Raw genomic sequence first — 7,226 nt, forward strand, 5'->3', positions numbered from 1 at the left:
CCCCCGCACGGCACCCCCGACCAACGGGGCAAGCCGAAGGGCGACCGCACCTGATCCGCGTCCGTCGACCGTTCCCGGGCGTTTCCGGCCGGGGCGCCCGGGCACTCGTGGGCCGTGCTGAGCAGGAAGAGTACGGCCCGGACCCGGTCGGCGGCGGAGCGCGCCGCCGACGCACTGGACGCCCGCCTCCCCGTGTACGACGGCGGCAAGCTGCTGCGGAAGGCCTTTCCGGACCACTGGTCCTTCTTCCTGGGCGAGATCGCCCTCTACAGCTTTGTCGTCCTGCTGCTGACGGGCGTCTGGCTGACCCTGTTCTTCCACCCCTCGATGACGGAGATCGTCTACAACGGCTCCTACCGGCCGCTGGACGGGGTGCGGATGACGGAGGCGTACCAGTCGACGCTGCACATCAGCTTCGACGTACGTGGCGGCCTGCTGATCCGTCAGCTGCACCACTGGGCGGCGCTGGTCTTCCTCGCCGCGATCGGCGTGCACCTGCTGCGGATCTTCTTCACCGGCGCCTTCCGCCGCCCCCGCGAGGCCAACTGGCTGATCGGCGTGACCCTTTTCGTGCTGGCGCTGGCCGAGGGCTTCGCCGGCTACTCCCTGCCGGACGACCTGCTGTCGGGGACGGGCCTGAGGATCGCGCAGGGCATCATGCTGTCGATCCCGGTCGTCGGGACGTACATCAGCATGTTCGTTTTCGGCGGCGAGTACCCGGGCCACGAGCTGATCCCGCGGCTGTACTCGCTCCACATCCTGCTGATCCCCGGACTGCTGCTGGCGCTGATCGCCGTCCACCTGATGCTGGTCGTCTACCTCAAGCACACCCAGTGGGCGGGCCCGGGCCGCACCAACCGCAACGCCGTCGGCAAGCCCATGGTCCCGCAGTTCGCGGCGAGTTCGGCCGGCCTGTTCTTCATGGTCTTCGGACTGCTGACGGTCCTGGCCGGGCTCGCGCAGATCAACCCGGTGTGGGTGTACGGCCCCTACCGGCCGGACGTGGTGTCGACCGGCTCCCAACCCGACTGGTACGTCGGCTTCCTGGAGGGCTCGCTGCGTCTGGTGCCGCCCTGGGAGACGGCGGTCGCCGGGCACACCGTGATGTGGAACGTCCTGCTGCCCGCCGTGGTGCTGCCGCTCGCCCTGTTCGCGGTGCTGTACGCCTACCCGTTCCTCGAACGCTGGGTGACCGGCGACGACCGCGAACACCATCTGTGCGACCGGCCCCGCGACAACCCCGCCCGCACCGGTCTGGGTGTCGCCGGGATCTGCTTCTACGGCGTCCTGCTCCTGGCCGGCGGCAACGACATCATCGCGCACACCTTCAAGATCTCCCTGAACACGCTGACCTGGGTCTTCCGCATCGCCGTGCTGGTGCTGCCGCCGCTGGCCCTGATGGTCACCCGGCGCGTGTGCCTGGCCCTGCAGGAGTCCGAGCTGGAGAAACTGCACGAGGGCGAGGAGACCGGCGCGCTGCGCCAGACGATCACCGGTGGCTACGTCGAGGCCCATGAGCCGCTCGACGAGGAGAAGCAGTACGTGCTCCGCGCACGCCGGCTGCCCGAGCCGCCGCCTGCTGAACACGACGGACAGCGCCCGCAGTTGGGGCGGCTGCGGGCCACGCTGAGCTCCTGGTACTTCGGCGACCGGGTGCACGAGCCGGGCGACGGCGAGGTACCCGAGCGGCAGTCCGGGAACGGCGAACTCGCTCAGCGGGACCGCGAGTTGGAGGGCTGACCGGGCCGGGCCCGCGGCCCCGAGGGCTCGGAGCCCGGGTCCGGACGGTCGACGTACTGGAAGACCATCCCCAACACACCGAGCCCGAGGACGCCGAACCCCAGCAGCACCAGCCACAGTCCGAAGACGACGCCGAGGGCGAGCAGGACCGCGCCGAGCGCGACGACGATCGGCCAGGGGCTGTGCGGGGAGAAGAACTGCAGCGGGCCCGCCGTGTCGATGATCTCGGCGTCCGGCCGGTCCTGGGCCCGCAGACCGCGCCTGCGGTACTGGACGTGCAGGAAGAACGCGACGAGCGCGGCCATCAGGAACGCGATCCCCAGGGCGGCCGTACCGGCGGGCTCGCGGGAGCGCCACCAGTAGCCGGCGGCGGTGACGGCGAAGAAGAGGGCGACGCCGGCGAAGAGTCGGGACTCGGTGCGCATCAGCTCTCCTGTTTCGTCTCCTGCCGGCCCGCCGCCACCTGCTCCGCCACCTCCGGGTGGTGCAGGTCGAAGGCCGGGGACTCGGAGCGGATCCGGGGCAGAGCGGTGAAGTTGTGGCGCGGGGGCGGGCAGGAGGTGGCCCACTCCAGCGAACGGCCGTAGCCCCAGGGGTCGTCGGTCTCGACCTTCTCGCCGTACCTGGCGGTCTTCCAGACGTTGTAGAGGAACGGCAGGGTGGACAGTCCCAGCAGGAAGGCGCCGATGGAGCTGACGGTGTTCAGCAGGGTGAAGCCGTCGGCGGCCAGGTAGTCGGCGTAGCGGCGGGGCATGCCCTGCTCGCCGAGCCAGTGCTGGACCAGGAAGGTGGTCTGGAAGCCGACGAACAGCGTCCAGAAGTGGATCTTCCCGAGGCGTTCGTCGAGCATCCTGCCGGTGAGCTTGGGCCACCAGAAGTAGAAGCCGGCGAACATCGCGAAGACCACGGTCCCGAACAGGACGTAGTGCAGGTGGGCGACGATGAAGTAGCTGTCGGTCAGATGGAAGTCCAGCGGCGGCGAGGCGATCAGGACACCGCTCATGCCGCCGAGCAGGAAGGTCACCAGGAAGCCGCACGACCAGAGCATGGGTGTCTCGAAGGACAGCGATCCCTTGATCATCGTGCCGATCCAGTTGAAGAACTTCACCCCCGTCGGCACCGCGATCAGGAACGACATCAGCGAGAAGAACGGCAGCAGGACCGCGCCCGTGGCGAACATGTGGTGGGCCCACACCACCGCCGAGAGCATGGTGATGGCGATCGTCGCGCCCACGAGCGTGACGTAGCCGAAGATCGGTTTACGGCTGAACACCGGGATGATCTCGGAGACGATCCCGAAGAACGGCAGCGCGACGATGTAGACCTCGGGATGGCCGAAGAACCAGAACAGGTGCTGCCACAGCAGGGCCCCGCCGTCGGCCGCCTCGAAGACCCGCGCCCCGAACTTGCGGTCCGCCTCCAGCGCGAACAGGGCGGCGGTCAGCACCGGGAACGCGGGCAGCACCAGGATCGACGTGAACAGCACGTTCCAGGTGAAGATCGGCATCCGGAACATGGTCATGCCGGGGGCGCGCAGGCACAGGATGGTGGTGATGAAGTTGACCGCGCCGAGCGTGGTGCTGACACCGGTCACGATCAGCCCCATCACCCACAGGTCGCCGCCGGCGCCGGGGCTGTGCACGGAGTTGTTGAGGGGCGCGTAGGCGAACCAGCCGAAGGCGGCCGCTCCCCCGGGCACCAGGAACCCGGAGACGACCATCAGCCCGCCGAACAGATACAGCCAGTACGACAGGGCGTTGAGTCTCGGGAACGCGACGTCGGGGGCGCCGATCTGCAGCGGCATCACCGCGTTCGCGAACCCGGCGAACATGGGCGTCGCGAACAGCAGCATCATCACCGTGCCGTGGATGGTGAAGAGCTGGTTGTACTGCTCCTGGCTGACGATCTGCAGCCCGGGGCGGGCCAGTTCGGCCCGCATCAGCAGCGCGAGGATCCCGCCGAAGAGGAAGAACGAGAACGCGGTCGTGATGTAGAGATGGCCGATCACCTTGTGGTCGGTCGTGGTCGCCCAGCGCAGCAGCGCCCGCCCCAGTGACGAGCGCGTGCGCGGCCGTACCGGTGCCTGACGCGGCCGCGCCGTCCTCCTGTCCACCGCCATGCGCCGCCGGGTACCCGGGGGCGGCGGGCTCACTCACCGTCCCCGGGGGGCGCTCACCTGCTGTCACTCGCCCCGGCGGTCTCCGTCAGAGCGGCGCGTCCGGCTTGCGGGCGGGCGGCCGGGATCCGGAGGGAAAGGCCCGCCGGGGTTCCGGGTGGGGCCGTTCGGCCCTGCACCGCGGGCCGCTTTGCGGGCACAGTGGATATCCCGGCCCGGAAGGCGGCACGCCATGGAACGAGTGATCATCGCCTGTGTCGACGACTCGCCCCAGGGCCGGGCCGCGGCCGCCTGGGCCGAACGGGAGGCCGCGCTGCGCGCGCTGCCCCTGCGCGTGGAGCAGGGCCCGCCGCCCGGTTACGGCGCCTGGCCCGACGCGGAGTTGATCGTCCTCGGCCTGGTCCAGGGATTCCGGCTTCCACCGATCCGGACGGCTCCGGTCGTGGTCGTCGCGTGGACGCCGTACCGCCTCCCAGAGACCGTGACGGTGGGCCTCGACGCCCGCAACCCGGCGGACGGCGTGCTCGCGTTCGCCTTCGAGGAGGCCCGTCTGCGCGGGGTGCTGCTGCACGCGGTGCACTCCTGGGAGCTGCCCGCGCAGGCGGCCGGGCGCTCGCCGCTGCCGGTGCTGGAGGAGGACCGTGCCACCTGGGAGGACCAGGAGGTGCAGATCCTGTCCGACGCCCTGCGGCCGTGGCGGGGCAAGTACCCCGAGGTCGACGTCCTGGAGGATGTCGTCCTGCTCGATCCGGCCGAGGCACTGGTCCACGCGGCCGGCACCTCCGGGCTGCTGGTGGTCGGCCGCCGCACCGGCGACACCGCCCTCGACGTGCTGGAAGAGGTACGGTGCCCGGTCGCCGTGGTGCCGGGTTAGCGGCTGGAGTCCCGGGGCCAGGCGGGCACGCAGGTGGGCGGGGTGCCGTCGATCCGGCCGGCCGTGATGACGTACGCGGCGCGGCCGGGATCGGTGCGCACCAGCGGGAAGGCGACCAGCAGGTGCTGCCCGGCGGCGATCCTGTCGGGGCGGACGGTGAGGACGGGCTTGCCGCCCTTGGCCAGTTCGATGCGCCAGGTGGCGGAGGGCGCGTCGTCCCCGGAGCTGGTCGGCGTCGCCGTGCACGCGGGATCCCCGGCGTAGACGACGGCCGGGACGCCGAGGCGGTTGAGGTCGCGTTGCAGCCGGGCCGTGTCCAGCAGTCTGCCGTCCGGTCCGCTGATGGCGAGCCTGACCCGGCCGTCGGCCTCACGCTGCAGGGTGTACGCGGCTGTGGTGATCCGCTGCGGCTGCTGTACGGGGGTGGCCCGGGCCGGGGTGGCGGGCCGGTCGACGGCCACGGTGGTCACGGCGGCGCCGGCCGCGGCGACACCGGCGAGGGCGAGCGGCAGCCGGTGGCGGACCACCCAGGGGCGGCGCCGTACCGGTACGGGAGCGACGGCTCGTTCGGCGGCGAGGGCGGTGAGCCGGTCGCCGAGGCGCTGCTGGAAGCCGACGGGAGTACGAGTGGTCATGATGCGTTCTCCAGGGCGGTGTCGGGCAGTCGGGGGCGATCGGCGTCCTGCTCGGGGGCGCCGGCTTCCGGGTGGGCGGCGCGCAGGGCGCGGCGGGCCCGGTGCAGCCGGACCCGTACGGTGGCCTGGCTGAGGCCGAGGGCCTGAGCGGCCTCGCGGGGTGTCAGCCCGTCGACGGCCACCAGGTCGAGCACCGCCCGCAGCGGTTCGCTGAGGGCGCCGTGCCGTTCGGCGAGCTCCCGCACGGCCCGTTCGGCGTCGATGCGCTCCTCCAGGGCCGCGATGTCCTCGCTCTCCAGCAGCCGCCGTCCGGTCAGCCGGGCCACCGCCCTCAGTTCGCGGACCGTGCCGCGGCCGTGGGAGGACATCACGTTGCGCGCGATGCCGTACAGCCAGGCGATGGGTGCTCCCTGCCGGGCGTCGTAGCGGTCGGCGGCCTCCAGGGCGGCGACGAAGACGTCGGCCGTGAGGTCGGCCGCCAGGTGGGGGTCGGCGGTGCGGCGGGTCACGAACGTGAGCACCGCCTCGAAGTTCTCCTCGTAGAACGCCGAGAATCCGGCGGGATCGCTTCTGGGCGGTGCGGGTCGCCGTCGGCCACCGCGCTCGGGTGTGTACACCCGTTCCTCCAAAGGGGTCGGTCGTCCTTGCACCCGTTCTTGGCCGCAGCACGGCGTCGCGTTACATCCTCCTGTGGTGGGCTGCGGAGGGCGCCTTGGCTGTGCAAGTCTGGGCCGGAGAAGGGTCCTCGAGCCCGGCGAGGTGCGGGAGGCGGTGTGAGTCCTGAGGAGCAGGGAGCGCACGTCCCGGACGGTCCGGAGGCCTCCTTGGGACGCAGGCGGTTCCTGCAGGTGTGCGCCGGCGTCGGGGCGGGATCGGCGGCCGCCGCATGCGACCCCGCGTCGAGGAGGGACCGTCCCCACCGCCGTACGAACAGTGCCGCGAACCATGGCCCGTCTGCCGAGAGCGACCTGCCCGGCACCTCCGACTGGCGGATCCGCTCGCTGGGGCCCCCGGACGCGGTGACCGGATATGCCGACCGGGTGAGCGTGGCTCCCGGGGAGGAATGCGGGCTGTACGTGTCGACCACCGCGTCGGCGTTCCAGGTCTCCGCCTTCCGCGTCGGCTGGTACGGCGGCGCACAGGCCCGGCGGGTCTGGTCCTCCGGGCGGGTGCCGGGCCGTGTCCAGCCGGCCCCACGGTTCCTGCCCGGCACCCGCACCGTCCGCGCCGACTGGCAGCCCACGTTGACCTTCACCACCGAGGGCTGGCCGGAGGGGGCGTACCTGCTGCGGCTGGAGGCCGACAACGGCCATCAGCGCTACATCCCGCTGATCATGCGCTCGGTCCGGGGCCGGGGGCGTACCGTCCTCGTGCACGCGCCGGCCACCTGGCAGGCGTACAACCGCTGGGGCGGCTACAGCCTCTACGGCGGGGCCGACGGCTCCTACTTCACCCGCTCCCTCGCCGTCAGCTTCGACCGGCCCTACGACTCCGTCGGCGCCGAGAAGTTCCTGGTGTACGAGCGGCCGTTGGTGGTGGTGGCCGAGCGGCTCGGCATACCGCTCGCCTACACCACCGGGGCGGACGTCCACCGCGATCCCAGCGTGCTGCACGGCGCCAGAGCCGCCGTCTGTCTGGGCCACGACGAGTACTGGACGCCCCAGCAGCGCCTGTACGTCACCGAGGCGCGGGACGCCGGCACCAACATCGCCTTCCTCGGCGCCAACACGTGCTTCCGCCGGGTGCGCCTGGAGGCGGGCGAGACGGCGCCGGACCGGACGGTCGTCTGCTACAAGTCGGCCTACGACAAGGACCCTTACGTCCGCTCCCGGCCCGCCCTGGTCACCACCGACTTCCGCGC

The 7,226-nt window shown here is 71.7% G+C and carries 7 protein-coding genes; 3 read left to right on the forward strand and 4 right to left on the reverse strand.

All coding sequences use genetic code 11. The features are described 5' to 3' along the window. Window positions 1-114: 114 nt before the first annotated feature. Window positions 115-1,740, forward strand: a complete 1,626-nt coding sequence (gene qcrB, locus GRC12_RS39795) for a cytochrome bc1 complex cytochrome b subunit (protein WP_208785336.1) — start codon at window positions 115-117, stop codon at window positions 1,738-1,740. Here qcrB and ctaF read toward each other — a convergent pair. Together ctaF and ctaD are read right to left on the reverse strand one after the other, a co-directional pair. Beyond that, entirely contained in the window at window positions 1,713-2,165 is a 453-nt protein-coding gene (gene ctaF, locus GRC12_RS39800; RefSeq protein ID WP_208785337.1) for an aa3-type cytochrome oxidase subunit IV, read from the reverse strand. The genes qcrB and ctaF overlap by 28 nt on opposite strands. Next, window positions 2,165-3,859, reverse strand: a complete 1,695-nt coding sequence (ctaD, locus tag GRC12_RS39805) for an aa3-type cytochrome oxidase subunit I (protein ID WP_208785338.1) — start codon at window positions 3,857-3,859, stop codon at window positions 2,165-2,167. The genes ctaF and ctaD overlap by 1 nt, the downstream gene beginning before the upstream one ends. A 229-nt stretch (window positions 3,860-4,088) precedes the next feature. On the opposite strand from ctaD, the gene GRC12_RS39810 reads away from it, so the two are divergent. Next, window positions 4,089-4,730, forward strand: a complete 642-nt coding sequence (locus GRC12_RS39810) for a universal stress protein (protein ID WP_208785339.1) — start codon at window positions 4,089-4,091, stop codon at window positions 4,728-4,730. Here the strand turns inward: GRC12_RS39810 and GRC12_RS39815 are convergent. Next, a complete protein-coding gene (locus GRC12_RS39815; protein ID WP_208785340.1) occupies window positions 4,727-5,365 on the reverse strand; it encodes a hypothetical protein in 639 nt (212 codons plus the stop codon). The genes GRC12_RS39810 and GRC12_RS39815 overlap by 4 nt on opposite strands. Next, window positions 5,362-5,982, reverse strand: coding sequence for an RNA polymerase sigma factor (locus GRC12_RS39820; protein ID WP_308286737.1), 621 nt, complete (start codon window positions 5,980-5,982; stop codon window positions 5,362-5,364). Before GRC12_RS39820 ends, GRC12_RS39815 begins: the two co-directional genes overlap by 4 nt. A gap of 156 nt (window positions 5,983-6,138) precedes the next feature. Here GRC12_RS39820 and GRC12_RS39825 point away from each other — a divergent pair. Next, the coding region (locus GRC12_RS39825; RefSeq protein WP_368861622.1) for a N,N-dimethylformamidase beta subunit family domain-containing protein at window positions 6,139-7,226 on the forward strand (1,088 nt) is incomplete at its 3' end.

It is taken from the genome of Streptomyces griseorubiginosus (assembly GCF_017614965.1).
GTDB classification, from domain to species: domain Bacteria; phylum Actinomycetota; class Actinomycetes; order Streptomycetales; family Streptomycetaceae; genus Streptomyces; species Streptomyces griseorubiginosus_B.